The 25,346-nt window shown below is 70.1% G+C and carries 18 protein-coding genes and 1 pseudogene; 12 read left to right on the top strand and 7 right to left on the bottom strand.

Going from position 1 to position 25,346, the window contains the following annotated elements; all coding sequences use genetic code 11:
- The first annotated feature begins 319 nt into the window (after positions 1–319).
- Genes OH807_RS36885 through OH807_RS36865 form a run of 5 tightly spaced genes read left to right on the top strand, consistent with a single transcriptional unit; the run spans position 320 to position 6,593 of the window.
- Complete coding sequence (locus tag OH807_RS36885; protein ID WP_406208418.1) at positions 320–574, top strand: hypothetical protein; 255 nt, start codon at positions 320–322, stop codon at positions 572–574.
- A gap of 45 nt (positions 575–619) precedes the next feature.
- The gene (locus tag OH807_RS36880) at positions 620–1,123 is read left to right on the top strand and encodes a hypothetical protein (RefSeq protein WP_406208416.1); all 504 of its coding nucleotides are present in this window, start codon (positions 620–622) and stop codon (positions 1,121–1,123) included.
- Positions 1,120–3,354: a transposase gene (locus tag OH807_RS36875; RefSeq protein WP_406208414.1), complete on the top strand. Its 2,235-nt coding sequence runs from the start codon at positions 1,120–1,122 to the stop codon at positions 3,352–3,354. Before OH807_RS36880 ends, OH807_RS36875 begins: the two co-directional genes overlap by 4 nt.
- Positions 3,351–4,616: an AAA family ATPase gene (locus OH807_RS36870; RefSeq protein WP_406208411.1), complete on the top strand. Its 1,266-nt coding sequence runs from the start codon at positions 3,351–3,353 to the stop codon at positions 4,614–4,616. The genes OH807_RS36875 and OH807_RS36870 overlap by 4 nt, the downstream gene beginning before the upstream one ends.
- 9 nt (positions 4,617–4,625) lie before the next feature.
- The gene (locus tag OH807_RS36865) at positions 4,626–6,593 is read left to right on the top strand and encodes a TniQ family protein (RefSeq protein ID WP_406208408.1); all 1,968 of its coding nucleotides are present in this window, start codon (positions 4,626–4,628) and stop codon (positions 6,591–6,593) included.
- A gap of 185 nt (positions 6,594–6,778) precedes the next feature.
- On the opposite strand, the gene OH807_RS36860 is transcribed toward OH807_RS36865, so the two are convergent.
- Positions 6,779–8,575 (bottom strand): DUF262 domain-containing protein, encoded by a 1,797-nt coding sequence (locus tag OH807_RS36860; protein ID WP_406208406.1) that lies wholly within the window; start codon positions 8,573–8,575, stop codon positions 6,779–6,781.
- A gap of 468 nt (positions 8,576–9,043) precedes the next feature.
- On the opposite strand from OH807_RS36860, the pseudogene OH807_RS36855 reads away from it, so the two are divergent.
- Positions 9,044–9,675: pseudogene (locus OH807_RS36855) on the top strand (hypothetical protein).
- Positions 9,676–10,116: 441 nt separating this feature from the next.
- On the opposite strand, the gene OH807_RS36850 reads toward OH807_RS36855, so the two are convergent.
- Positions 10,117–11,004 carry a LysR family transcriptional regulator gene (locus OH807_RS36850; protein WP_406208404.1) on the bottom strand — a complete coding sequence of 296 codons (888 nt, stop codon included), beginning with the start codon at positions 11,002–11,004 and terminating at the stop codon, positions 10,117–10,119.
- A gap of 92 nt (positions 11,005–11,096) precedes the next feature.
- On the opposite strand from OH807_RS36850, the gene OH807_RS36845 reads away from it, so the two are divergent.
- The gene (locus OH807_RS36845) at positions 11,097–11,834 is read left to right on the top strand and encodes an SDR family oxidoreductase (protein WP_406208403.1); all 738 of its coding nucleotides are present in this window, start codon (positions 11,097–11,099) and stop codon (positions 11,832–11,834) included.
- A gap of 325 nt (positions 11,835–12,159) precedes the next feature.
- On the opposite strand, the gene OH807_RS36840 is transcribed toward OH807_RS36845, so the two are convergent.
- Both OH807_RS36840 and OH807_RS36835 read right to left on the bottom strand, forming a co-directional pair.
- Positions 12,160–13,602: a DUF4157 domain-containing protein gene (locus tag OH807_RS36840; RefSeq protein ID WP_406208400.1), complete on the bottom strand. Its 1,443-nt coding sequence runs from the start codon at positions 13,600–13,602 to the stop codon at positions 12,160–12,162.
- Between the two features lie 86 nt (positions 13,603–13,688).
- Positions 13,689–14,195, bottom strand: coding sequence for a GNAT family N-acetyltransferase (locus OH807_RS36835; protein WP_406208398.1), 507 nt, complete (start codon positions 14,193–14,195; stop codon positions 13,689–13,691).
- Positions 14,196–14,405: 210 nt separating this feature from the next.
- On the opposite strand from OH807_RS36835, the gene OH807_RS36830 reads away from it, so the two are divergent.
- From OH807_RS36830 to OH807_RS36810, 5 genes are all read left to right on the top strand, one after another.
- Positions 14,406–16,232 (top strand): RNA ligase family protein, encoded by a 1,827-nt coding sequence (locus OH807_RS36830; protein ID WP_406208395.1) that lies wholly within the window; start codon positions 14,406–14,408, stop codon positions 16,230–16,232.
- The gene (locus OH807_RS36825) at positions 16,232–19,237 is read left to right on the top strand and encodes an RNA repair domain-containing protein (protein ID WP_406208392.1); all 3,006 of its coding nucleotides are present in this window, start codon (positions 16,232–16,234) and stop codon (positions 19,235–19,237) included. The genes OH807_RS36830 and OH807_RS36825 overlap by 1 nt, the downstream gene beginning before the upstream one ends.
- 222 nt (positions 19,238–19,459) lie before the next feature.
- A complete protein-coding gene (locus OH807_RS36820) occupies positions 19,460–20,836 on the top strand; it encodes a M14 family metallopeptidase (protein WP_406208390.1) in 1,377 nt (458 codons plus the stop codon).
- A 116-nt stretch (positions 20,837–20,952) separates the two neighbouring features.
- The gene (locus OH807_RS36815) at positions 20,953–22,527 is read left to right on the top strand and encodes an APC family permease (RefSeq protein ID WP_406208387.1); all 1,575 of its coding nucleotides are present in this window, start codon (positions 20,953–20,955) and stop codon (positions 22,525–22,527) included.
- Between the two features lie 107 nt (positions 22,528–22,634).
- Entirely contained in the window at positions 22,635–22,778 is a 144-nt protein-coding gene (locus tag OH807_RS36810) for a hypothetical protein (protein WP_406208385.1), read from the top strand.
- 45 nt (positions 22,779–22,823) lie between these two features.
- Here OH807_RS36810 and hypE read toward each other — a convergent pair whose 3' ends face one another.
- From hypE to OH807_RS36795, 3 genes are read right to left on the bottom strand one after another with little or no spacing between them, the layout of a single operon-like run.
- Positions 22,824–23,897 (bottom strand): hydrogenase expression/formation protein HypE, encoded by a 1,074-nt coding sequence (gene hypE / locus OH807_RS36805; RefSeq protein ID WP_406211384.1) that lies wholly within the window; start codon positions 23,895–23,897, stop codon positions 22,824–22,826.
- Between the two features lie 31 nt (positions 23,898–23,928).
- A complete protein-coding gene (gene hypD, locus OH807_RS36800; protein WP_406208382.1) occupies positions 23,929–25,053 on the bottom strand; it encodes a hydrogenase formation protein HypD in 1,125 nt (374 codons plus the stop codon).
- Positions 25,050–25,340, bottom strand: coding sequence for a HypC/HybG/HupF family hydrogenase formation chaperone (locus OH807_RS36795; protein ID WP_406208380.1), 291 nt, complete (start codon positions 25,338–25,340; stop codon positions 25,050–25,052). The genes hypD and OH807_RS36795 overlap by 4 nt, the downstream gene beginning before the upstream one ends.
- Positions 25,341–25,346: the final 6 nt, after the last annotated feature.

The raw sequence follows: 25,346 nt of genomic DNA, 5'->3' as shown, positions 1-25,346 counted from the left end.
AACACCGCCCGCGACCCCACAGCCACGCCTCCCGTCCCGGTGGCCCAACTCCCGCCGTCGGGCAGCAGCGTGGCACCGCCACGAAGAAAAAGCAATCATGCCTGCTTGTTTTTGGCCCCGCGCCCTGCCCGCCACCGTGTGTGCGACTGTGACTGGCAGGGATAGTTGGCCATTGGCGGAGATAGTTGGCCAGAGGGCGATCAAGTAACTGTGAGTTACGAACAGGTTCGGAGATTCACCACCGGCCCGCACGCGGGGGTGGTGTCGTATGCCCATGGGTACGGAGACTGCACCCCGAGTCCGTTCTGACGAGTGCAACTTGGTCCATCTGATCGCGCCGTACGGCGGCGACAGCGCCTTTCGTCATCAGCTGGTACTGGAAGAAGGCTGGCGCCGTCGCTGGGTGACTACGTGGCTGTTCGACGGCGACCAGGTGGTCTGGCCGGTCCGGGACATCGAGTCGGTGCCGTTGCTGGCGTCGCAGCCGATGCGCCGGTTCACCTGGCGCGCCCGGCAGTTGCATCGCCCTGGGCTAGAGTTCATGGTCTCGACCGGGCGTCAGCATGGGTTCTAGTCGCTGGAGGAACGGTGCCTGCTGCTCGCGCTGGACTTTCTGCAGGTGTCCGAGGTGCTGCCGCAACCGTTCGTGCTGGACTTTGAGCACTCCTCGGGCCGCGCGGCGCACGTCCCGGACTTCCTGGCTCTGATGCCGGACGGAGGCCGGTGGCTGTTGGACGTACGCCCTGGCCACCTCATCAAGGACGACGACGCCTTGAAGTTCGCAGCGACGCGGGAGGCCGCAGCTGCGGCCGGATGGCGGTACGCCGTGGTGACGAGGTGGCGCCCGAACGTCATGAGTCTCCTGGACGCGTTGTCGGCCCGGCGGCGGCCCGCAGCTGATCCGCTGGGTCTGCAGCCCCAGTTGCTGGAAACGGCGGCGGTCGGGTCGCTGTCGTTTCTGGATCTGGTCGAGTCAACGCAATGGCCGGCCCTCGCCCGCGCTCAGGCCGTCCGTCTTCTCTGGCGGCGCCGACTGGGCATGAGCATGGATGAGTCGCTCCAGGACGGCTCACGGATCTGGCTGGGCAACGTAGTCGCCCGACACCAGAAGGGGCACGCATGACCCGGGGTGTCCTTGTCCTGGCCAACGGTGTCCAACTGCGCCTGGGTGATCTCAACTGGACCGTGCAGGAGGTGGAACCACATGTCGGACGGGTCGTGCTGGCCTCCGCGGAAGGCCGGCGCGAGCGCCGTTCGCTTCGCTGGCTCATGAATCACCCAGACGTCCAGGCAGTTGCCGTGACTGACGTGTCCCAGAATCGGTCCCGCCAGCCGGCAGGTCTTGCCGACCTGACTCCGCAACAGCTGCAGCAGGCCCGCATTCGTGCGGAGCATGTACTCGAAGCGGAGACCGGCTATCGGAGCGGAGATCCCTTCCGGGCCCTGCCTCACGAGCCGCGGCCTGCATACGATCCGGCGGCAACCACGCTGACCGAGCGTCAGCAGGCCAAGGCGGCGGAGCTGAAGCACTTCGCCCCTGCCGAGCCGGCCGCTCTAGGGCTTCGCTACATGAGCGAGCGGACTCTGCGGCGCCTGGCCGGGCGGAGTTCGGAAGAGATCGTGCTGGCGTGCGCGGACGGCCGGTGGCTGCGCGCGAGCGGCGGGCATCCCAGCATTACCGAGGAGATCCGCGAAGCGATCTTCGCAGTGAGGGAGGAGTTCCTTCGGCGCTCACGGATGAGCATGATGGCCCGGCACCGCCTGCTGCACCAGTACGTCCGCGAAGTCTTTCCCGACTTCCCGCCCGAGGACGTTCCCGGTCGCAAGACGCTGACGGCGGTCTGGGCAGAGTGGTTCGGTCCGGACGGGTCACGTCAGCGTTACGTCCGCACGGCCCAGACCGCAGACACCGGCCAGCGGGTCGTGGTTCACCGACCGGGGCAGGTGATCGCGCTGGACAGCACACCTCTGCCGGTCAAGATCCGCGAGTCGGTCTTCGGCGAGCCGATATCAGCGATGCTCTCGGTAGCGCTCGACCTCTACACGCACTCGGTTGTCGCCTTCCGCCTCACGCTGGTGTCGGACACCTCGCTGGACATCGCGATGCTGCTGCGGGACGTGATGATGCCTTTGCCGATGCGGGAAGGCTGGGGCGAGGACATGGAGTGGCCCTACCCGGGGGTCCCGGCGACGCTTGTTGCTGAGTTTGCCGGGCACCGGGTCGCCGCACTGCCGTTCTTCGCACCCGAGACGGTCACCACGGACCATGGCAGCGTCTACAAGAATCACCACATCGTGGACGTCCAGCGGACGCTGGGCTGCAACATCCTGCCCGCACGAACCCTACGGGCCACCGACAAGTCCGCTGTCGAGCGGGCCTTTTCTGCGTTCAACTCTCTTCTCCTGGAACACCTGCTGGGGTTCACTGGAGCCGATGTCGCCGACCGGGGCGCCGACCCGGAGAGCGACGCCGTCCTGACGATGTCCCAAATGGAGCACGTTCTCGCCACCTGGATCGTCAAGATCTGGCAGAACCGCATCCTGGGCGAGTACGCACCGTCCTGGGCCCCTGAGGAACACCACAGTCCGAACTCCCTGTTCGCAGCGTCGATGCAGCAGGGCGGATTCGACCTGGAGGTTCCCGGGCTGGAGCTCTACTACAAACTCCTGCCCAGCCATCACGTGAAGATCCACCGCCGTCGCGGGGTGAAGATTCGCGGGCTTTGGTACCACGACCCGGCCCTGGACGAAGACCGCTTCCTGCAGCCATCCGGGCGGGGCGGCCGGCACCGAGGAAAGTGGGTGGTCCGCTCTGATCGGCGCGATCGCCGCACCGTGTTCTTCCAGGACCCAGACGACGCCGAGCGATGGCATGTTCTTCGCTGGACCGGGCTACCGCCGGAGGGGGAGGTTCCGGCCTTCTCGGACAAGACCGTCGAGGCATTGCTTGCCGAGGTCCGCCAGAAGCGGCTGGCCCCACGAACAGATGCCGATCTCCTACCAGTGCTGCTGGATATCCTCGGTTCGGCGACCCCGGTTAGCGAATGGCCGAGCCAGATGACCAAGCGCGAGAAGACAAGCCGTTCCCGACGGGCCGCGCAGGCTGCTGCTGCAGTAGCCGACCAGACACCGACACGCAAACCACCGTCGGAAGCTGAGGTGGTCCCCTGGCCCATCGAAGCAGCCATTGTCGAGAAGGCCATGGATGCCGACCGGCGACGCCGGCGCGAATCGGTAGTTGTCCAGCAACCGACCCCACCGCCACGGCTCGGCGACAGCCTACGGCGCCGAAACGTATTCCTGTTGCCGCCCGACGAGGGCGAGGGTGACCAGCAGGTCAAGGAGGACGAATGACAGCGCCCTTGCCACTGAACCCACTTGCTGGACTTCTGGCGAGCAAGCCACCGCGCCGGGACACCTTCGAGGGCTGGCAGTACTACCGCAGCATGCGCCGCGCCTTCGTCCCCGCGCCGAGGTTGAGCCTTGACGAGTGGCGGTCGATGAGTCCGCGCCAGCGGTCCCTTCATAACCTGCTCCGCACGGCGACTCATGTGAACCTACCGCTTCAAGAGACCCCGATGTCGCTCAAGGTGGCTCGCCTGGTCCAACGACGCATCAGCAACAACGCATTGAAGGTGACTGCCGCGACCTGGCCCGGGGTAATGATCAGCGGTTGGGGCTACCAAGGGAAGACCGAGACAGTCTGTGAAGTCGCTGCCGACTTCGAGGACTCCTGGCAAGACCTCAACGAGTTCATGAACCCTGGTGTGACGCCCGGAACTCGCGCCCTGCACGCGCCAGTCGCCTACGTCCAGACTCCGGTCACCGCGAAGCCGAAGAGCACCTGCGAGGCGATCCTGCACTTCTTCGGTGCGAACACCAAAAATCTGACCCTGCCTCAGCTGGTCCGGCAGGTCGCCGGCTCTCTGGACGACCATGGGGTCAGAGTCCTGATCCTCGATGACATCACCCGACTGCGATTGCACCGAGCCGACGACCAGGACGCACTGGACCTGGTCCGGGCTTTCATGAGCATGAACGTCACCCTCATCCTGATCGGTGTCGACATCGTCGGCTCAGGCCTGCTGCGGGGAGCGAAGTGGGACAAGCGGGAGCGTCAGTGGGTGGTACCGCCCCCAGAAAACGCGCGCATCCACGGCCTGGAGGTCACCCAGACCGAGCGTCGCTTCGAGTTGGTCGAGCTCGACCGCTTCCGCTACACCACACCCCATGACATCCAAGCCTTCCATGACTACCTCGGTGGTCTGGAGGACGGACTCCGCCTGTTCAAAGCCGAGCCCGGAATGCTCACCGAAGGCGGCATGCCCGAATACCTGATGCGCCGTACCGGCGGGGTCGTCGGGCTCCTCAACCGCCTTATCGAGGACGGCGCCAAGGAAGCAATCGACGGCGGCCGAGAACTTCTGGACGAGGACCTCCTCGACGAGATCATCATCAGCCTCGATGACCCCGGACGAGACCCCGAGGCCGGTGAGGTCCCCACCATCCCGGCCCCGCTCCTCAGCGCGGAGAACCAAACCGCCGCCAAACCGAGGCGCCGACGCAACACCGTCTTCGACGATGACGGCCCGATGGCTGCTCAGGCCCAGGGGTGATCAGTGCCCGTGTCCGCCAACGAACCAGCCCCTCTGCCCAGAAGCCTCGACCCACTGCCGGGCGAGAGTCTTCCCGGCTTCATCCTGCGGCTCGCGCACCTTCTCGACCTGGCCCCGAGCGTTCTCATGCGCCAGGCCGGCCTGGCCACTCCAGGTGTCGGCAACCAGTCCTCCCAGGCGCGACACCTGCTGATGATGGAACCCACCGTCCTGGAGTCCTTCGCCCGTTGCACGCGCCTGACAGAGGCCGAGGCAGAAGCGCTCTCCATGCGACGTTTCGTGGGCCGCTATCCAGCTGTCACCGAGGCTCTGGTCAGCCCAGGGGGCACCACCTTGCGCCCGACCGGCAGGCCCCGGGACTGGCTCTTCCTGACCTCCAGCCGCTACTGCCCGCAGTGCCTTGCGGGCGACGGCAGCGAGATCCAACGCCGCCACGGCGGCGCCTGGAAAGTCGAGTGGCACTTTGGGCTGGTCTTCGCCTGCCTCCAGCACAACGCTCTACTGGAAGATCTCTGCCCGTCCTGCGTGCAACCCGCTCACAGCCGCGGCAGTTGGAGCGCGACTCGGACACTGATGCCCTCCCAGTGGGTCGCGGGTCTTCATCCCGCGCAATGCCGCACCAAGATCCGGCAGCCGGACGGTTACCAACCTTGTGGCCAGCGACTGGACACCGCAGCCGCCCTGCCAGCCCGGCCACTCACGCCTGAGCTTGCCGCGCTACAGCGCAAGATCCTCGGCCTGCTGGCACCCGGCCACGACCCGACGGCCGCCTCGGCTGCCATACGCGATCTGCAGGTCATGTCAGCCGTGGTCTGCGCAACCTGGCCGAAGGCTGCAGCCCATGCGACCTTCAAACTCCCGCCCACCCTGGACGACTACCTTTCCTCTGCCCGAACAGATCCCTCGGGCCGACTCCGGTGGGACGCGACACCGCCCAACAGCACCCTCACCGCAGCCCTCCTTGCCCTCGCTGACACACTCCTCGCCCAACCACGGCCAACGTTCCAGCAAAGCCTCGGCGTCCTGCTCCAAGACGTCGAACCGGTGATGGCCAGCAACTGGACCAAGACCCGGGGCGCCGTCGCGTCAGGATGTACGCCCCTGACCAGACTTGATGTCGAACACGCCCTCACCCTTCGCTTCCCCAAGCCCTCGATGAGGCCCGGACCCGACACCAAACCCATCATCCCCGTCCGCGAACGCGGGTACCTGCCCGAAAATATTCCCCAATGGCTGCCAGATGGCTGGCTCAGCCTTCTCATCAGCGACAGCGCCAGAGCCCGACCCGGGAGCAGTGACAGGTTCCGCAGGACTGCCGCCGTTCACCTCGTCCAGGCCGCAACCGGCTCATCGCTGTTCAGCGCCGCCCAGTTCCTCGGAGTTCCGGCATACTGCCTCAGTGGACACGGACGTACACTGACCGAAATCACGCCCCCGGGCGACCAGTTCGCTCTGCATCGGGACCGCATGGAAGCTTTCGAGGCACTCGCGCAGCACATCGCCAGCCTCCCCAATCCTGTCGACTACAGCCACCGCCGACATCAGCTCGCCCTCTGGGATCTCGGCCTGGACGAGTGGCACACCATCACGGACCAACTCCCACCCTTGACCAGCGATGCGTCAAAGACGAAGCAGGACGGCCTAATTCGCGAATGCGCATCAGCCTACATCTGGGCCAAAGTCACTGGCAGCGAATGGGCCCTGGCGCCGTGCTTCCATCCTCCATTCACCAGCCGCGACCGTCCTGTTTACCCAAACCTCCCCGAATACCGGCTCCTCGACCGAATCCGTCGCGCAGAACAAGGCCCGGATTTCTTTCACGCCCTGCAACAAGCCCTAAATACATACGTGAACCAACTGGTACTTTCGATCCCTACAGCCTCACGACTGGTTCAAGCCGCGAGTTACGGTTCTGGCCAATGGTCACACGGCAGCGCCAGCTTCGGTCTTGGGGGCAGATCGCGGCTACCGAGCTGACTGGGTCCCAGTTGAGGCACCCAGCAGCTCTTGCATCAGCGGCATGCAGGACGAGTGAGTGCGGATAGCCTGACATCAGCACCCTGATGCGCAATTCCTAATCCTAACGATATACCGTTTCCTGCCGAAGCCGGGGCCTATTCATGATCGACTGCATGCCTTAAGGAAAGATCGGCCAGCAACGCTCACGGCGCTGGAAAGCGTCGGACGAGCTCAATCATGCCGCCTGCCAGCACTTCATCCGTATTCGGACCATTCCTAACGAAGAACTTCCCGTCATACATCACCGGAGACGACATCGCGGCCGGCTCCAGCTTCCAAAGCAAACAGTCCCGATACCGGAACGGCTTCAGCGTACTAGCAAGTGCTTCCGCAAAGCGCGGCTCCAGCTTAGAGTTCTTGATCTTATCGATGAGCCATCGAAAGAACTCGTCAACCGACTTTCCGAGTGCGTCGAGCTCATGCTGCGTACCCGTGATATAAAACCGGTCCAGCTGCTGACTGTCGACGCCAGCAAATCTCTTGATGGCCTCCGCGTCGCTGGCATCATCGGCCACCCCAATGAAGATCACGCCCTTGGCTTGAGCCCTAGTATTCGCCATGGCGCTAGCGATCTTCATGATCTTACTGAAGCTGCCCTCATCAAAAACCGAAGGCTTATTCAGCTGACAGAAGCCTTGCTTCAGCTCGAAAAGCGCCTCTTCAGTCAGCGCCATACGCAAGGTCGACTCGAATCTGAAGGCCTGCTCTTGGAGCTCAAGTTTATGCTGATCCTTGGTTGCTTCAAAATGGGGCCGAAGATATCCCTTAACTGCGTTGATCAAGGAAGTCTTCCGCGTACCTCCCCAGTTTCCTCCTCCAGGGATACTCAGGTCCTTATCCCAGAATCCCTTGAGGGCAACGGAGAACTCTCTCTTGCTCTTGGGTACTAGGCTCTCCTCATGGAGAAGCTGGTCCACAGCCACGAATAGCGCATGGAAGTGGCGGGGAATTCCACGAGGGTTCTGTTGCGTAACAGTCCACGTAGAGTATGGGGCTCCCGCAATATCAAGAGTTTCCTTGATCAAATCGAGGGTGTCCATGAAGCGGCGTTCCACTTCACTCGTCCCCATGGTCAGCAGCCTTGAGCGAATAATCCCTGCTGACGTAGAGGAAGATGACCGCTCCTCAGCGTAGGCGGCGTTTCGATACTCCAGCCCACTGGACGCAAGGGGACGCAAAATTAGATCGAGAAGGAGATCGAGGACGAGCTCTTCATCACGGGACTCACGGACGGAATCACGCGAAAGAATTCCTTGCTTAACCCAGAAGATCTCTTCGTCAAAAATCCCGTAATCGAGATTCCGATTAGTGATGCTAATCTTCGGCATGTCATTCAGGTTGACGTAATCCGTCAGTGACGAGTCACCTCGGATAGCTGCACTTATCCGCCGCACCAGGCCGGAAATCTCCATAGTTGACCCGGCCTGCCGAATCTCCTGGAGGCTCAGGTATCGCCCAGATGAGTTGATCCTGCGAAATACCTCGTCAACTGATGACTCGCTAGCTGATCGATAGGTCGATACTGGGAGCTGATAGTTAGTGAAGTCTCGACAGGTTGAGCGGTCCCAGACAGGCTCTCGCTGAACAAGATTCCCTTCATCTTTGAGGAACTTGGTGTCAGCCAGGGTCTCAATATCAAAGAACTTGCCATCGACAGAAAATTCGTTCTCAATAAATGCAAACATGGCATTGAGGCGCTGAAGGCCGTCGATAACCTCCAAGCGCGCCACATCCTCATGCTGACTTTCAGCGAGCAAAATTAGTGGAATTGGAAGCTTCTTAAGCACGGAATCGATCAGCTTTTCCTTCTCTTCGACGGTCCATACGAGCTTCCGCTGGTACCGGCGATTAATCAGGAATCGATTCTTCCCGTAGTCGCTGTAGAGCTGCTGAAGGCTCTCTCCCTTGACTGAGAGCTCTGTGCTATCTGTCGCGGCCATTTCAATCTCCTAAGATCGCCCGTGATGCCAGCACACTGGAGGGACAAATTCGGCGTCTGGCATCAACGTCGTGCCAGGCTAGCGCAGAGACCAGCGGTCTTGAAGGAAATTGCCGCTCTGAATCGCAACTGCATCCGCTACGCAGCTGCTGGTTCCTCATGTGGGGCTGGCGGGTCAGGACCACACCTCAGCCGTTCCGCGATGTCGGCCTGAACTCCTGCCAGAACACGTTCGTGTTCTGGCGGCCACCGTGGTTGACCATCCTCAACCGCCGACACCCTCCGTGATCGATCACCTGCAGCACTGGCCAACCATCACTGCCTAAAGTGGCCAACAATCGCTGCCAACTCAACCCATCACCTGCACAGTCCATGCCTCAGCTGGCCAACTATCCCTGCCAGTCACAGCGACTGGAGCTCCAGGCTCCCGCCACACTGAGTGACTGTGACTGGTCGCGATAGATGACACCTGGTCGCGACGACTGACACCCAAAGCGCAACCGAACCCGTCGAGGTGGACGGCGTTCGTGTTCCTCGGCAGGGCCTCGGGCAGCACCGAGAGAGGCGGATCGAGCACGGGATCCCGGTCGTGGAGGTCGACCGGGCCGCGTCCTTCCAGGACCGTTGGGGCGGTCTCGCGCTGCCGCCTGCCCCGTTCTACGAGGGCGGTCCGCACATCCTGGGCGCCGATTGTCCCGAAGGCTCGCCCGCTGAGGGCTGGCTGTTCTCGGCGGGAAGCTGTCGGGTGTCCATGGCCACGGATTCATGATCGGCTCCGACGGCGCATTCGGGATCGATGCCTACCGCTGGACACCGCTGCATGCCAGCACAGACGGATGGGTGGAATCCTTGGCGCTCGCCGCCCATGCTCGTCGCTGGGCCAAGAGCGTGACAAGGATCAGGGGGAAGGCCGTCGAGTCATTGGACCTCGTCGGCTTCCAGCCGGTGCCTGAAGTACAGGGCGTCACGGACACGTGGTGGCGGGGCAAGGACTCACTCATCGCCCTCTACCGGGGCGAGGCCGTCGGCATGGACGCTCCGCAATGCCTGGAAGCCCACGTGTACGGCGGCCTCGACGGGTGGGGGCTCCGCGGCGGCTGATCGCCGACACCGCCGAATCTCAGCACCTACTCGGCCGGGCGGCCCACGCAACTGGCTCAACGCTGGGAACAGGTGGTCAGCCACCTCACCCGCGATGACGCGTTCCGCTGGCGGCTTGTACGCGGAAGGGGCCCAGCCTCGGCGGTGGGCGACGACCTGGCTGTTCGACGGCGGTCAGGTTGTCCGGCCGGGGCGGGACCTGGGGTCGGTGCCGGTGCTGGATTCACAGCCGGTTCGCCGATTCACCTACCTGCCCGAGCCGCAGACCCGCCCGCCAGCTACGACTTCCGGTCACCGCGTGGTGCAACCGTCAGCGATGGCTGGCGATGGCTGGCGACACGCCTGATCGACTACAGCCTGCTGTGACTCAGCAGGTGCCCTGTTGCACCGAAGCTGACGAATTCTCGCCGGAGCTCGGATCTCATCCGCGCTGCCGGATTCTCACGGATTCGCGTTCTGGCCCGGCCAGAGCCGTGTGGCTGTGCGGACCAGGCCGGCCAGCATGAGGGAGCGGCTGTGCGCGGGCCAGACGATGTGGGTCACGACGGAAGGCGCGTCGACCAGGGGAACGGCCGCGTGCTCGGCCCACAGCCAGGAGCGGGCGGAGTCGGGGACGACCGCCACGGTGCGTCCGAGGGCGATCAGCTGGGCCAGTTGTGTCTGGTTCTGGATCTCGGGGCCGGGGCCGGGCGCGTAGGTGCCGCGGGTGGGCCAGCGGGCGAGCGGCAGACCGGGGACGTCCCTGACTTCGGCCAGGGACAAGGTCTCGCGGGCGGCGAGGGGGTGCCCGGCAGGCAGGAGGGCGACCTGCCCCTCGGCCTCCAGCGCCTCGCTGTCGAACCCGGTGAGGGAGTTCCACGGCGTGTGCATGAGCGCGACATCGGCGCGTCCGTCGCGCAGCAGCTCCTCCTGCTCGCAGAGGCCGCACGGCAGCACCTCGATCTCGGCACTGTCGGGCTCGGCCGCGTAGGCGTCGAGGAGCTTCCGCAGCAGGTCGTGGGAGGCGGCGGCCTTCACCGCGAGGACCAGCCGGCCTCGGGGGCCGCCGGGACTGTCGCCGTACCCGGCGCGCCGGGTACGGCGGACGGCGGCCGCGGCCGCGTCGAGAGCCGCCCGGCCCTCCCGCAACAGCACCTCCCCGGCACCGGTCAGGCGGACGCCACGGCGGTTGCGCTCCAGCAGACCGACCCCCAGGCGCCGTTCGAGCTGCTGGATCGCCCGCGACAGCGGCGGCTGGGCCATCCCGAGGCACTCGGCGGCGCGCCCAAAGTGCAACTCCTCGGCCACGGCGACGAAGTACCTCAACTCGCGGGTCTCCAGGGTGTCCACGGCCGCAGCATACGCGGTGATACCCGCCGGGTATGACAGGGCACCGTACCGGTGTTGGCCGCACCACCCGCCCACGGGCCAACATCATCGACATGAACGAAACGAACACCGCGCTGGTGACCGGCGCGAACAAGGGCATCGGCTACGAGATCGCGGCCGGACTGGGCAGCCTCGGCTACCGCGTCGGCGTGGGAGCCCGCGACGCGACCCGCCGCGAAGCCGCCGTCGCCAAGCTGCGCGCCGCCGGCGTGGACGCCTTCGAGGTACCGCTGGACGTGACCGACGACCGCAGCGTCACCGCCGCCGCGGAACTGGTCGAACGACTGGCCGGACGCCTGGACGCCCTGGTCAACAACGCCGGCATCCCCGGCGAAATGGGCCCGGGATGGCTGCAGGAGCCGACCACACTCGACCTGGAAGTGCTCCGCACCGTCGTGGACACCAACGTCATGGGCGTCGTCCGGGTGACCAACGCGATGCTGCCACTGCTGCGGCGCTCCGCCTCCCCCCGCATCGTCAACGTCTCCAGCAGTGTCGGCTCCCTGGCCCGGCAGGCGGACCCGGACGTCGAGGTCGGCCCCGTCATGGCGGCCTACGCGCCGTCGAAGTCCTTTCTCAACGCCCTCACCCTGCAGTACGCCCGACAGTTCACCGGCACCAACATCCTCATCAACGCCGCCTGCCCGGGCCTGGTCGCGACCGACTTCACCGGCTTCCACGGACCCCGCACCCCCGCACAGGGCGCAGCCACTCCGATCCGGCTCGCCACCCTCCCCGACGGCGGCCCGACCGGCTCCTTCTTCGAGGACGACGGCGTCGTCCCCTGGTAGTCACCTGGTTGGGCTGTGCAGCGTCGCCGGCAGCATGCGACTGTGGCAGCCGTCGTCCGCCGGCCGATGGCTCGCGCTGACCATCGGCCAGGCGGACCGGGAGCTGCCGTTCGCACTGCTCGCAGCGATCGGTGAGGCGTCCTCGCTCCCGGGACGAGCTGGGTCCGGGGGGTCCGGGGGGCCGGGGACCGACCGTCACCCACCGGATCGTCATGAGCTGTGGAGTCGGCGACAACCCGCGTGCCGAGCAATCGTCAGCGACGGCCTGCCGGCCCCGGTCCCAACGGCCTCACCCGCACTGCCGGAGTGTCAGGGTGTCAGGGTGTCAGGGTGCGGTGCCGAGGCGCCTGGTGAGGTCGGCCTCCTCGTGTTCGAGCCGAATGATCTCCTCCACGGTGGCCACCCACTGCGACGAGTCCTCGGCCCGGCGGCGGCCCTCGCGCAGCGGAGCGAGGCGTGCTTCGCCTTCGCCGCGGTCGCGTTCCAGCTCCTGGACCGGGTCGAAGTCCTCGCTGTCCGGCGGCGGTCGCCCGGATGCCGGGGGCGCGACGCCCAGGGTGCGCAGGACGATGCTCGCCTCCTCCTCCCAGACGTGGACCGGCCGGGTCTGGCGCTCGACCTCCTGCTTGCTCACCGCGCCCTTCCCGAGCTTGCGCTGCAGGTAGTCGGCATCGACCATGCCGAGCAGGTCGGGCCGGTTCGCCGGGTCGGGCCGGGCGGCGGTGAAGTGCTCCTGCTTCTTTCCGGCGCGGTCGGTCGAGGTCGTCTCCGAATAGCTGTCCATGAAGCCGAAGAGGTGGGCCAGTTCGTGGGCCACCGCGATCACCCTCGACCCTTCGAGATGGGCCGGCGCGAGGCTGATCACACCGGTGACCGACGTGCCGACCGACGGTTCGCTGTCCGGCCGGCGCACCCGGATCACGAAGGCCCCCGCTGGGTTCGGGAGGTCGTTGCGCAGGTACGTCAGCCGGGGCACCAGGCGGAACTTCGTGCCGGCGTACTCGCCGTGCTCGATGTCGACCTGCCACGCGCCGCTGATCGCGGCCTCGATCCGCGGGATGTCCGCCTTCGCACGCTTCTGGGCGTCCTGGTCCGGCAGGCCCGCGTAAGCGATGCGCAGCTCGACGGTGAGCGTCACCGTGTCGCCGGCACGGGCCGCCGTCACTGCCTGCCGCACCCGGCCGGCCGCGACGGTTCCGCCCCAGAGCTCGGGGGCCGCGCGCGCCGACCGGCTCCCCGCCAGGTCGTGTTCCTTGCCGCGGGCCACCGCGTCGCCCTGCCGGGCGCGTCCGGTCGATTCGACGAACCGGTCGGTGGACTGCCGCTCCTGCCCACGCAGCTTCGCCAGCCGTGCGCGGACGGCGCTGAGCCGCTGCGACAGCGCCTGCCGGTCGTCGGCGGCCTGGACCAGCGGTGCCGGCCCGGCGGCTCCGGAGGTCTGCGCCACGACGTGACCCAGCTCGTGCGCGAGCAGCGTGCGCCCCTCCGCCGTGCCCGGCGCGTACCGGCCCGCCCCGAACACGATGTCCGTGCCGTACGTGTAGGCCCGGGCCTGAACGGCCTGCGCCGACGCCGCCGCGTCCTCGCCGGTGTGCACCCGCACCCGGCTGAAGTCGTGACCGGTGGTGGCCTCCGCACCGGCCCGGACGGCACTGTCCAACGGACGCCCGGGCCGGCGCCCCAGGAGCTCGGCGACTGCGGTGGGCGGGGTGCTCCGGAGCGCCACCGCGTGCCGCGTCCGGTCGGACAGCGGGGCGGAATGCTTCATGCCTCAGCTGTACCACCGCCGCACGCCCGCCGCACGGGCGCACCGGGACGGGGCGGGAACGCGGGCGGGCACGGGGGCGGAGCCGGTCAGCCCAGCGGGAGGACCATCTCGACCAGCAGGGCGGCCGGGTCCAGCGCGTAGGGCTCGGACTCGCCGGTGAAGGTGAAGCCGCGGCGGCGGTAGTACGCCGTGGCACGGGGGTTGCCCTCGTGCACGCGCAGCAGGAGCCGGCGTGCTCCGGCCGCGGTGCGCGCCCAGTCGAGGACGGCGTCCAGCAGGGCGTCGGTGACGCCGTGCTGCCGGCCGCGGTGCGCGGGGCCGACCCAGACGCCGACCAGCAGCGCCGTCCCCGGTTCGGGCGTGAACGAGATCATCGTCCCGACCCACGCGCCGTCGTCCGCCACCGCGGCGAACCCGACGCTGCCCGGCTCGTTGACCCGCGCCGTCCGCGCACGCCACTCGTCCTCGCCGTGGCCCAGTGCGGTCTCGTAGGTCTCCATGAACGCCATCGGCGTGTCCAGCAGCTGGGCGAGCCGGACGGTGCGCAGCCGCTGCCAGTCCTCCACCCCGATCCGTTCGATCCGGTACGGCACGCGGTCCCCCTGTCGGTGTGTCCGTCCCGGTGATCACCGGGGCCCGGGCAGCATACGATCCGCGCAGGTCAGCGCGGAATGCGGCCCTGTCGCGAGCATCGGGACCGGCCCAGGGCCGGCGCGCAGCCGAGCACCGCGTTAATCGATGGCTCCACGCGGACGCCCGCTCCTACAGTGGGCGCGGACCGAGCACGTCGACGGGAGGCGATCATGCGCGTGCACTACCCTCGTACGCCGCATCTCCCCTGGTCACCGGGAGCGGCGGCCGACGACGTCCGCGCGGGGGACCTCGCCGGCCTGGCCGGCGCGGAGGTCGTCGTCACGGAGAAGCTCGACGGCGAGAACACCAGCGTCTACCGCGACGGGCTGCACGCCCGCTCGCTGGACTCGGCGCACCACCCGTCCCGGGCCTGGGTGAAGGCCCTCCAGGGCCGGATCGGCCCGCGGATCCCGCCCGGCTGGCGGGTCTGCGGCGAGAACCTGTTCGCCCGGCACTCGATCCCCTACACCGACCTGGAGAGCTGGTTCTACGGCTTCTCGGTCTGGACCGGTGAGGACCACTGCCTCGGCTGGGACGACACCGTGCGGTTCCTCCACCGGCTGGGCGTGCCGGCCCCGCGGGTGCTCTGGCGCGGCCGGTACGACGAGCGGGCGCTGCGGGCGCTGCGGCTGGACACCGGCCGCCAGGAGGGCTTCGTGGTGCGGACCGCCGCGGGCTTCCCCCGGGGCGAGTTCGGCCGGCGGGTGGCGAAGTGGGTCCGCCCGCAGCACGTCCGCACCGACACGCACTGGATGCACGCCGCCGTCGTGGAGAACGGGCTGGGCCCCGCCGCCGCGCTCTGGGCGGTGCGCTCCGGGGCGGCGCCCGAGGTGCCGGCGCTGCGGGCGGCGCTGGGGCTGACCGAGGCCGAGTGCCCGCCGCCACCCGGCGGCCCGGCCCCGGCCGCAAACCGCGCGCCGACCGCAAACCGAGCACCGGCCGGGGACCGCGCGCCGGCCGAGGCCGCCGCGCGGCTGGACGAACTCGGCCGCAGCGGCGACGCTCGGCTGGCCGGGGTGCTCGCCACCGTGTTGCGCGGGGCCCGCCGGGAGTGGCTGGCGCCCCGCCTGGCCGGGCCGCTCGGCCTGCCGCTGGCCCGGCGGGTCGCCGACCTGGTCGGCCTCCACCCCGTGCTGCACCGCCCGTACCCGGACGAGGAGCGCCGCACCGGCCTGGTCCGGCTCTCCTTCGCCGCGGACCTCGGGGTGCTGCACGCCGTCGCCGCCGCGGCGTCGGCCGAGGCGGACGATCCGGCGGCCGCCCGCGAGCAGGTGGGCTGGTCCGCGCTGCACGCCGAGGACGCCGGGCTGCTGGACGGCGCCCGGCTGCGCCTGCTGCGGGCCGGTCTGCACGCGTCGCTGGCCGGCCTCGACCGGGACGCGGCCGACCGCTGCTGGGCGCAGGCCCGCGAGGCGTTCGCGCTCGGCCGGATCGGCACCGCCGAGGAGGCGGTGGCGGCCGGGTGGCGGTGGCGGGACGGCCGGTTCCCCCGGCTCGTCCAGCTGGCGGGCCCGGCCGGCAGCGGCAAGAGCAGCTTCGCCGCCGGTCTCGCCGCGCGCGGCGGGGCCGACGTCCGGATCGGCCTGGACGACCTGCGCGAGGCCCGGGGCTCCCGCGCCGACCAACGGGACAACGCCGAGGTGCTGCGCGAGGGCCTGGACCGGCTGGACGCCGCCCTGACCGGCAGCACGACGGTGGTCTGGGACGCCACCTCCCTCAACCGCCACCAGCGCTCCCTGGCCATGGGCGTGGCGCAGCGCCGCGGCGCCCTGGTCACCCAGGCGGTACTGCTGGTCGACGAGCCGGAGCTGCTCCGCCGCAACGCCGTCCGCAGCCATCCCGTCCCGGCGGCGGTACTCACCGCGCAGCTGCGCCGGTTCAGCCCGCCCTATCCCGGCCAGGCGCACCGCACCTGGTACGTCGGCGCGAGCGGCACGGTCGAGGACACGGCCGGCACGCTCGACCCGGCCGACGACGCCCCGGAGGACCACGCCTGATGCGCCCCATCGAGCAGATCTGTCAGCGCATCCGGTGGGACGCCCGCTTCGATCCGGCCCGCTTCGTGGTGGGCGTCCGCCAGCGCGACGACCGGACGAAGCGGGTCCCGCTGGAGGCCTTCGCCGCGGCCGGCGACATCCCGTGGCACCGCGTCCGGTACGTCGAGGCGGACGGCGAGGTGGTGTGGGACCGCTCCACCGGCACGGACCGTCTCGACACCGCCGAGGTCAGCCGCCGGACCGAGCCGCGCCGGCTGCGCGCGCCGTTCTTCACCGCCGTGACGCCGTACGCCTGGCAGCCGGCCTCCGGTTGGTGCCCGGCGGACGCCCCGGGCCCGGCCGGGCACCCGGGCGCGGCCGGACCGGCCGCCGCGGCGGAGCTGCGGGTGCTCACCTGGAACACCCTGTGGGACCGCTACGACGGCGAGCTGATCGACACCGCCCGGCGCCGCCCGCTGCTGCTCGCGGCGCTGGAGGCCGCCGACGCCGACGTGATCGCGTTGCAGGAGGTCGAGCCCGCGCTGCTGGCCCTGCTGCTCGACGCACCGTGGGTGCGGGCCCGCTTCACGGTGACCACCGACCCGCGCGGGCGGGAGGTCGACGCGTACGGTCTGCTGCTGCTCAGCCGGCTGCCCGTCCTGGAGGCGGGCCTGCACGTGCTCGGCCCGCACAAGGCCGTCACGGCCGTCACCGTGCGGACGACCGGCGCACCCCTGGTGGTCGCCGCCGTCCACCTCAGCAGCGACCACTCGGCGGACGGCGCGGGCCGGCGGCAGGCCGAACTCGCCCGGCTGGCGGAGGGCCTGGCCGGCATCGAGGGCGACGCCCTGCTGCTCGGGGACTTCAACGACGGCCGTTCGGGCGCCGACGGCCCGGCCGCCGCGCTCGGGCTGCGGGACGCCTGGACGCAGCTCCACGGGCCGGGCGACGACACCCCCACCTTCGATCCGGTGGCCAATCCGCTCGCCGCGGTCTCCTCGCTCTCCGGCCGGCCGGCCCGGCTCGACCGGGTGCTGCACCGCTCCGACGACGCGCTGGTCTCCGCGGCCGTCCTGCTCGGCGACCGGCCGACGGCGGCCGGGCTCTTCCCGTCCGACCACTACGGCGTGGCCGTGGACCTCCGGATCGGTCTCCCGGCCGACGCGGCCGGTACGGGGGTCGCCGCGAGTGCCGGTGCCGGGAGCAGTACCGGCCCGGACGGCGTGCTCGGCGTGCTCGGCGTGCTCGGCGTGCCGCCGACGGCCCGGACGGCCGTCGCCTGGTTGCCGCCCGAGGAGTTGTGGCCGCCGATCCAGGCCCTGCGCGCCGCCCACGACCCGCAGCTCGACCGCTGGCCGCCGCACGTCAACCTGCTCTTCGGCTTCGTCCCCGAGGCGCACTTCGACCGGGCCCTCCCGCTGCTGGGCGGGGCGGCCGCCGAGGTGGCGCCGTTCACCGCTCGGCTGGAGGGGGTGCACACCTTCGGCCACCGCGAGGACGCCACGGTCTGGCTGGACCCTGCAGCCGGGTCCGCGGCGCCCTGGGCGGCGCTGCGGCACGCGCTGGAGCGGCGGTTCCCCGCGTGCCGTGGCCGCGCGGACGGCTTCACCCCGCACCTGACGCTGGGGCGCAGCCGCGACCCGCTGCAGGCGTCCGCCGACTGCGCGGCCCGGCTCGGCTCGGCCGCGGCCCGGGTGGGCGAGCTGGTCGTGCTGTCGCGCCGGGGCGGCGAGCCGATGCGCGCCCGGGCGGTGATCGCGCTGGGCACCGGTGCGGTCCGCCTGCTGCCCGAGCCCGAGCCCGCACCCCGACCGCAGCCCGAGGAGGCCGGGCGCGAGGCCCTGGCCCGGCGGGTGACCGACCGGCTCGCCACGGCGCTGGCGGAGGGTGTCGTCCACCCGGTCGGTTCGCGCCGGCTGGGCTGCCAACTGGACGGCGCCGACCTGGACGTGGTGGTGGCGCTGCCCGGCGAGCCCGATCTCGGGGCGGTCCGCGACCGGGTCACGGCCGCGCTGCCGAACGCCGGGCGGGTCCGCGAGGTGCGCGGCGCGCGCGTGCCGGGCCTGCGGCTGGAGGTCGACGGCCTGGCGGTCGACCTCGTCGTGGTCTTCACCGGGGGTCTCGATCCGGCCGAAGCCGTTGGCCGGCGTGCCGAGTTGGGCGAGGCGGCCGCGATCGCCCTGAGCGCGGTCGGGGACGCCGAGGCGATCCTGACGGCGGTCGGCGGGCGTCACGACCGGTTCGCCCGACTGGCCCGCGAGGTGAAGGCGTGGGCCCGGGCCCGGGGCCTGGACTCCGCGCCGTTCGGCCAACTGCCCTCGCTGGCCTGGTCGGTGCTGGCAGCACGGACCGTCCGGGAGGCGGACGACCTCACCGCGGACGCCTTCACCGCGGACGCCCTCTTCGAACGCTTTCTGGAGACCTGGGCCTGCTGGGACTGGCGCCGGCCGGTCGGCCTGCACGGTGACGTGACGGAGCCTCAGCTCGGTTCGGTGGCGGTACTCACCCCGGCCGCGCCGGTCCGCAGCTGCACCGCCCAGGTCGGCCCCGACGGGGCGGAGCTCCTCACCGAGGAGCTCTACCGCGCCTGGGAGCTCGTGACGGCGGCGGCCGCGAGCGGAGCCGATCCGTGGCCCGAGCTCCTCTCCCCGCCACCGCTGCACCGGCGGCACGCGGCCTGGGCGGTGGTCACCGCCGAGGCCGCAGGGGGGCACTCCGGGCACTCCGACGGCCCCGGCCAGGCCGGCCCCTCCGCACGCTCCGAGCGGTTCGAGGAGACGCTGGGTGCCGTCCGCGGCCGGTTCCGGGCCCTGCTGGCCGCACTGGAGGAGGCCGGCGCCGAGGGGGTGCACGCCTGGCCGCGTCCGTTCGAGAACGGTCCGGACGTGGTCCGGTACGCGATCGGCCTCGGCCGCACCCCGCCGGGCGCCGACCGCCTCGCCGCGGTCGCCGCCGGCTGGTGCCGGGGGCTGCCGGGGGTACGGGTGGACCGCGCGGACGGCGGGGACGTGCCGACCCTGCGCTGACCCGGGGCCGGGGCGCCGGACGCAGCACCGGCGCAACGGGCAACAGACAGCGGACGCGGACCCGGACCCGGACCCGGGCGGCGGGCCCGGTACAGACGCGCGCCCGGAGGCACATCACCCCCACACCATTGACGAAAGCATGACACTGACGGACCATCATGCTGGCGCGCGCCGCAATTCCTCCCCCGCTCCGTCCCTACGGACCCCCACAGGAGGACAGTCATGCGACTGCCCCGCCGAGGGAAGCCCGCCGCGGTCACGGCCGCCCTGCTGGCCCTCGCACTCGCCTCGCCGCTCACCACCCAGGTCTCCGCGCACCCGCTCACCGCCGGTGCCGCCGCACCGGCCGCCGGTGCCACCGACCTCCCCCGGCAGTACCTCGTCGACGGCCCCCGTACCGTCGCCGAGCGCACCGCCCTGGCCGCCACCGGCGCCTCGGTGGACGCCGTCCGCACCGACTCCGTGGTCGTCACCGCCACCCCCGCCGAACTCGCCCGCCTGCGCGCCCTCGGCTGGTCCGCCACCGCGCTGCCCGACCCCGGCCCCGGCTCCGCCGGCGGCGGTACCGAGGACGACCGGGAGGGCGTGGGCGCAGCGGTCTACGACTTCCCGTCCGCCGACTCCGGCTACCACAACTACGCGGAGGCCGCCGCCGACATCGACGCCGTCGTGGCCGCGCACCCCGCCATCATGAGCAAGCGCGTCATCGGCACCTCGTACGAGGGCCGGCCGATCGTCGCCGTCAAGATCAGCGACAACGTCGGCACCGACGAGGACGAGCCCGAAGTGCTGTTCACGGCCCATCAGCACGCCCGCGAACACCTCACCGTCGAGATGGCGCTCTACCTGCTGCACGAGTTCGGCGACAAGTACGCCACCGACAGCCGGATCGCGAACGCCGTCAACAGCCGGGAGATCTGGGTGATCCCCGACCTCAACCCGGACGGCGGCGAGTACGACATCGCCACCGGCCGCTACCGCAGCTGGCGGAAGGACCGCCAGCCGAACGCGGGCAGCAGCAGCGTCGGCACCGACCTGAACCGCAACTGGAACTACAAGTGGGGCTGCTGCGGCGGCTCCTCCGGTTCCACCTCCAGCGAGACGTACCGGGGCAGCGCCCCGGAGTCCACCCGGGAGACCAAGGTCGTCGCCGACTTCGTCCGCGGCCGGGTGGTGGGCGGCAAGCAGCAGATCACGGCGGCCATCGACTTCCACACCTACAGCGAGCTGGTGCTCTGGCCGTTCGGCTGGACCACGGCCGACACGGCCACCGGCATGACCGCCGACCAGTACAACACCTTCGCCACCCTGGGCCGGAGCATGGCCGGCACCAACGGCTACACGCCCGAGCAGTCGAGCGACCTCTACATCACCGACGGCTCGATCGACGACTGGCTGTGGGGCGTGCACCGGGTCTTCGCCTACACCTTCGAGATGTACCCCGGCCCGAACGGCAGCAGCGGCTTCTACCCGCCGGACGAGGTGATCGGCCGCGAGACCAGCCGCAACCGCGAGGCCGTCCTGCGCCTGGTGGAGACGGCCGACTGCGTGTACCGGGTGATCGGCAAGCAGCAGCAGTACTGCGGCATCACCACCTGACACCCGAGCCCGGCCGGCCGGGGCCTCTCCTGCACAGGCCCCGACCGGACCCCGGGCGTAATCTGAGGAGGTCCGCTCCTCGTCAGTCCTATGCTCAGGGTCGGGAGGTGGGAACGATGAACCGTCCCTCCGGAGCCCCCACACCGCCTCCGCCCGCCGCACCCACGGTGGTCAGCTCCAGGGCGGGTGAGAAGGGCCTGAAGACCGGGGCCCTCGGTCTGGTCTCCTCCGTCGCGATCGGCCTGGCGTCCACGGCGCCGGCGTACAGCCTGGCCGCCACGCTCGGCATCATCGTGGTCGGCGTGGGCCTCCAGGCACCGATCGTCACCGTGCTGGCGTTCATCCCGATGCTCCTGATCGCCTACGCGTACAAGGAGCTCAACGCCTCGGACCCGGACTGCGGCACCACGTTCACCTGGGGAGCCCGTGCCTTCGGCCCCCGCACCGGGTGGATGGGCGGCTGGGGGATCGTGGCCGCCGACATCATCGTGATGGCCAACCTGGCACAGATCGCCGGCGTGTACGGGTTCCGATTGTTCGGCTTCGACGGGCTCGCCGAGAGCACGGTGTGGACCACCGTGGCCGGAGTGGTCTGGATCATCGTGATGACCGCGATCTGCTACGTCGGCATCGAGATCTCGGCGGCCCTGCAGCGCTGGCTGCTCTGCGTCGAGATCGTGATGCTGGTACTGCTGTCGGTCACCGCGCTGGTCAAGGTCTACGGCGACAGCCCACCGAGCACCGCGATCCACGTGTCGGGCTCCTGGTTCAACCCCTTCGAGATCTCCTCGACCACCGCGTTCACCGCAGGCATCCTGGCCGCTGTCTTCATCTACTGGGGCTGGGACACCGCGGTGTCGGTCAACGAGGAGACCGCCGACGCGGCCCGCACCCCCGGCCGCGCCGCCGTCATCTCCACCGTCCTGCTGCTGGTCATCTACGCGCTGGTCTCCACCGCGGCGCAGGCCTTCGCGGGCATCGGCACGGAGGGGATCGGGCTCGGGAACGAGGACAATTCGGGGGACGTGCTGTCGGCCCTGGGCGGCGCAGTGTTCGGCAGCGCCGGGCTGGGCTGGTTCCTCACCAAGCTACTGATCTTCATGGTGCTGACCTCCTCCGCGGCCTCCACCCAGACCACCATCCTGCCGACCGCCCGGACCACCTTCTCGATGGCCGCGCACAAGGCCATCCCCACCCAGTTCGCCCGGGTGCACCCGCGGCACCGGACGCCGACCTGGTCCACCATCGGCATGGGCCTGGCGTCCATCGCCTTCTACGTGCTGCTCACCGCGATCAGCGGCAACGTGCTCGCCGACTCGATCGCCTCGGTCGGCCTGGCCATCGCCTTCTACTACGGCCTGACCGGCTTCGCCTGCGTCTGGTACTACCGCAAGGTGCTGACGCGCAGCGTCCGCGACTTCGTCTTCAAGGGCCTCGCGCCGCTGCTCGGCGGCCTGATGCTGCTGTACTTCTTCTGCTACGGCGCCTTCGACGTCTACGCCGACCCCGACTACGGCTCCACCTCGATCGACCTGCCGATCTTCGGGAACACCGGCGGCGTCACCGTGATCGGCATCGGCGCGTTGCTCCTCGGCCTGGTGCTGATGCTGATCCAGCGCGCGGTGGAGGGCTCCTGGTTCACCCACCCGGACGTCCCGGTCAGCGTCGCCGACCCCGCCGACGCGCCGTAACGGCCGGACCGCCACCGGCACGCCCCACTCCAGCCCCGGCCCCCGGTCCGGCCCCCACTCCCGCCGTCGTACCCCTGTGGCTGCCGCCACGAGGTCCGGTCTGGCAGGTGCCGGCCGACGGATCCGGCGCACCGTCGGTCCTGCTGGCCGACGCCGACTCCCCGGCACCCATCGGCCCGGCCCGCGACACCGCGGCCCCGGACGCCCCGACGGCGACCGGCCCGACGGCGACCGGCCCGGCACAGCCGTGACGCCCCGGCCGAACGCGGCCGGGGCGCCGCTCCCCCGACCGGGTCTCAGCAGATCCGCGGCAGCTGCTCCCCCAGCGGCAGATCGACCACCCGCGTCCCGCCGAGCGCCGTGCGGGCCACCACCATGCCGGGGTGCTCCGTCACACACTCGCCGATCACCGCCGCCCCCGCGCCCAGCGGGTGGGCCCGCATCGCGGCGAGCACGGCCTCGGCCTGTTCGCGCGGCACGAAGGCGACGAGCTTGCCCTCGTTGGCGACGTACATCGGGTCGAGGCCGAGCACGGCGCAGGCGTTGGCCACCTGCGGCGGTACGGGGACGGCGCGCTCGCTCAGCGCGACGCCCACCCCGGCGGCCGCCGCGATCTCGTTGAGCGCCGCGGCCAGCCCGCCCCGGGTGGGGTCGCGCAGCACGTGCAGGTCGGGGGTGACGGCCAGCATGGCGTCGACCAGGCCGCCGAGCGCGGCACAGTCGCTCTCGATCTCCACCCCGAACTCCAGGCCCTCGCGCACGCTCATGATCGCGACGCCGTGCAGCCCGATCTCCCCGCTGACGATGACCACGTCGCCGGGGGTGGCGCGCTGCGGCCGGATGTCCACCCCGGCCGGGACGAGGCCGATGCCGGCGGTGTTGAGGTAGATGCCGTCGCCGTGCCCGGACTCGACCACCTTCGTGTCACCGGTCGCGACCTCGACGCCGGCCGTCCGGGCGGCCTCGCCGAGCGCCCGGGCGACCTTGTCCACCACGGCCATCTCCACGCCCTCCTCCAGGATGAACCCGCAGGAGAGGTAGGCGGCCCGTGCCCCGCTCATGGCGAGGTCGTTGACGGTGCCGTTGACGGCGAGGTCGCCGATGCTGCCGCCGGGGAAGAAGAGCGGCCGGACGACGTAGGAGTCGGTGGAGAACGCGAGTCTGGCACCACCCAGCTCCAGCACCGCGGAGTCGCCCAGCGAGGCGAGGGCCCGGCCGCCGAAGGCCGGGACGAAGAGGTTCTCCACCAGCTCGGCCGACATCGCCCCGCCACCGCCGTGGCCCATCACCACCCGGGGGTGGTCGCGCAGCGGCAGCGGGCAGCTCCAGCCGGAGAAGTCCGGCGCGGCCGCCGGAGCCGCCGGGGACACCGGGGACACCGGGGCCGTCAGGATCTCGGTCTCAGCCAACGGGGCTCGCCTCCCGGGGGACGGGCGGCGTGCTCAGCCGCCGGTAGAGGTAGTACGCGGCGCAGGCCCCCTCGCTGGACACCATGGTGGCGCCGAGCGGGCTGCGCGGGGTGCAGGTGGTGCCGAAGGCCTCGCAGCGGTCGGGCTTGAGCAGGCCCTGCAGCACCTCGCCGCTGCGGCACTGCGCGGGTTCGAGGGTGTTGATCCCGGAGACGTCGAAGCGGTGCTCGGCGTCGAAGTCGCGGTAGCGCGCCGAGAGCCGCCAGCCGCTCCGCGGGATGACGCCGATGCCGCGCCAGGCCCGGTCGGTCACCTCGAAGACGTCCGCCAGCATGGCCAGCGCGGCCGGGTTGCCCTCGGGGCGGACGGCCCGCGGGTAGGCGTTCTCGACGGTGTGCTCGCCGCGTTCCAACTGCCTTACGGTGCGCCGGATCCCTTCCAGGATGTCCAGCGGCTCGAAGCCGGTGACCACGATCGGCACCCGGTGGCGTTCGGCCAGCGCCGGGTACTCGGTGGTGCCCATCACGCTGCACACGTGGCCGGCGGCGAGGAAGCCCTGGACGCGGCAGTCCGGCGAGTTCATGATCGCCTCGACGGCCGGGGGCACCCGGACGTGCGAGACGAGCATGCTGAAGTTGCGGATGCCCTGCTTCCTGGCCTGGTGGACGGCCATGGCGTTGGGCGGGGCGGTGGTCTCGAAGCCGATGCCGAAGAAGACGACCTCGCGGTGCGGGTTCTCCCGGGCGATCCGCAGCGCGTCGAGCGGCGAGTACACCACCCGGACGTCGCCGCCCTCGCCGCGGACCCTGAAGAGGTCGCGGTCGGTGCCCGGCACCCGCAGCATGTCGCCGAACGAGCAGAAGATCACCTCCGGCCGGGCCGCGACGGCCAGCGCCCGGTCGATCATCTCCAGCGGGGTGACGCAGACCGGGCAGCCCGGCCCGTGGATCAACTCGACTTCCTCGGGCAGGAGTTGGTCGATCCCGTGCCGAATGATGGTGTGCGTCTGGCCGCCGCACACCTCCATCAGCGCCCACGGCCTGGTCACCGTCGCCCTGATGTCGGCGAGCAGGCCGCGGGCCAACTCCGGGTTCTGGAAGTCCTCCAGGTACTTCACGGCCGCTCCTCCTTCGCCGGCGCGCCCACCGCGGCCTCCCAGGGGTCGCCGAACTCCTCCTGCAACAGCCCGAGTTCGGTGAACAGGTCGAGCGTCCGGCGGGCCGATTCCTCGTCCAGCCGCTGCAGGGCGAACCCGACGTGCACGATGGCGTACTCCCCCACCTGCAGGTCGGGCAGGTACTCCAGGCAGACGTCCTTGACGACCCCGCCGAAATCGACGACCGCCATCCGGGCCCCCTCGCGTTCCATGATCTCCATCACCCTTCCGGGCACCGCCAGGCACATCCGGTG

The organism is Kitasatospora sp. NBC_01560, assembly GCF_045208415.1.
Taxonomy (GTDB): domain Bacteria; phylum Actinomycetota; class Actinomycetes; order Streptomycetales; family Streptomycetaceae; genus Kitasatospora.
The sequence above is the reverse complement of the archived record's forward strand: the minus strand, read 5'-3'. Positions and strand labels throughout refer to the sequence as shown.